1 protein-coding gene is annotated in these 2,068 nt (G+C 58.0%); it reads right to left on the reverse strand.

The genetic code is table 11. From position 1 onward, the window contains the following. Positions 1-1,171: 1,171 nt before the first annotated feature. Positions 1,172-1,810 carry an ATP-binding protein gene (locus O0J73_RS22255; RefSeq protein ID WP_308309664.1) on the reverse strand — a complete coding sequence of 213 codons (639 nt, stop codon included), beginning with the start codon at positions 1,808-1,810 and terminating at the stop codon, positions 1,172-1,174. Between the last annotated feature and the right edge of the window lie 258 nt (positions 1,811-2,068).

Consider the following 2,068-nt stretch of genomic DNA (forward strand, 5'->3'; position numbering starts at 1 on the left):
CTGACCCACCGGAGCGGTATGCTCCCCAACCTGGACTCTACTAAGTAGCTAGTGGCCCTGAGAAAGGGGGCAGGTCATGTCGTTCGCGATACCAAAGGCCGCAGCGGCCAGCTCCAGCGCTGTGCCGCACGCTAACGTTACCATCGGGTCGACAACCGAGAGATTGAGCCAAGTCGCGCCGCTGGCAGAAACACCATAGGGAGCTAGGAACGACTCGTGCCGCTCTACCTCAGTGGGCCCTTGGGTGTCGTAGTGCGTTGAGCGGAAGCTCAGGACAGATAGGCCTTCAAGTCCGACCCTGGCGCATGCCGCTGCAGTGGCCCGCGTCAAAGCATCGTAGGCCATCAATGGGAGCGGAGCGCACATGAGGCCCGAGTTGCCGCCAATCATTGCCCAGCCCCAGAACGCCCCTGGCTCCGGATCGTCAGCGGATGGCTGGAAAGCCTCATACCTTACGTGAGCATTGCCATCGTCCTGGTGGACGGGCGGCATAGGAGTCGTTCTATCAATCAGGCGCGCCAGAGCTGAAGGCCAGCTTTGCGCATCACTGGGGAAGTGAATCACTCGGCCTGCCCGCTGGCGTGATGCCCAATGAAGGTAGTCATCCACCCACTGCGACACTTCACGAGCGGGAAATTGCCTGACGTCCAGTAGCGCTGTGTGGGCGTCGATTGGCTGAAATCCACAAGTACAAGTCCCGAGACCACCGGAGTGGTCAAAACTGGTGCCCAGCGTCCTTCCGCATGCCTCGCAGTGGCTGATGAGCTTCTCGCCATGCCAAGGGCACGCAGAGATGGAAGGAAGGAGAAATAGTGAACAATGGTAGCCGTGAAGTGCGCATGCGGGGCACCGCATATATGGAAGCTCACTACCCGCGAGAAGTCGAAGTGATTGAACTGGAAGCCACGCGGCCGGATTCCATAGATTCTTCGTTGTGACGTCACGGACTTCGATGGCTGACGCAAAAGTATCCTGCACCCGGCCCGGCAGAAGCAAAGGGCGGAGCATGGAGCGCCCAGTCTTACGCCTCACCCCCATGATCATGAGTTGCTCACTTGTTGGCATGCCCAGTGCAACGATCCGCTGCAGCACGCCGTAGCCCGATATGTATGGATAGAACTCATGCTCTGCGCCGACAATCCGAGGCGTAGAAGGATTTACGGCGCGAGAGCTATTCATTGCTTCCCCCTACCTGGTTTGCCGTATTCTGTATCTTCTCAATGATGGCGATTGCCTTGTCGGACATCTTCTCGCGCATGCGAATGAACTCGGTTCGCAGGTACCCGACATGCACAAGCGCAGCACGGACGTCAGATGGAGTGAAGCGTTCGAAACTCTGCTGAAACCAAGCGTTCGTTAGCAGATTCCGCACGGTCGATGTGAAGGAGCACATCGGCCAGCCACTATGTTCGGGAAGTCCCACCTCCCTCCGGAGGGCGGACACAGCATCGCAAATCATCTCCGTTTCAGATTCCAGCCGCCATCCGCGATCAAATGCGTCGGTGGCGAAGTATCTAGAAAATGGCATGTCCTCTGTCGGCCACCATGCTGCGCCGTCGTAGCGCGACAGGGCATGCCTGACCTCATCTCGCGCCGCAAGAGGAAGAAATGGGGCTGAGTCCAGAAACCACCGGCGAACAACATGTGACGGATGGTGCTGCCACATGTCGCCAAGCTCGATGCCCTGCTGGTCACTTTGGTACACAAAGACCAAAAAGAGAGTAAGCCTGTCCTTGCTCATCAAGTTATCAAGATCTTCTAAGCACTGAAACTCAAGATTGGTGAGCCGTTGAGCACTGTCGATGAACAATACGTACCTGCGTACGTCGGCGTGCCCACACGCGGCGCGCATGTGATTGTGTATTCGTGCCCTCAGCTCGTGAGGCCTGGCCGATGACCAGCGCGGCATTCCCAGTTGATGTGAAAGCGCGTGCCAGAAGCTCAGCGGGCTCCTGCATGCATCTGAGGTTGCGACGATTGCCCTGGCCACACCTGGACCGGCCAGAGTTCTGTAGACACTCAGTTGCCGCTCTGCGCGTAGCGCCTTTCAAACTCTACCGGTGACACG

The organism is Stenotrophomonas sp. Sm6012, from assembly GCF_030985895.1.
GTDB classification, from domain to species: Bacteria; Pseudomonadota; Gammaproteobacteria; order Xanthomonadales; family Xanthomonadaceae; genus Stenotrophomonas; species Stenotrophomonas forensis.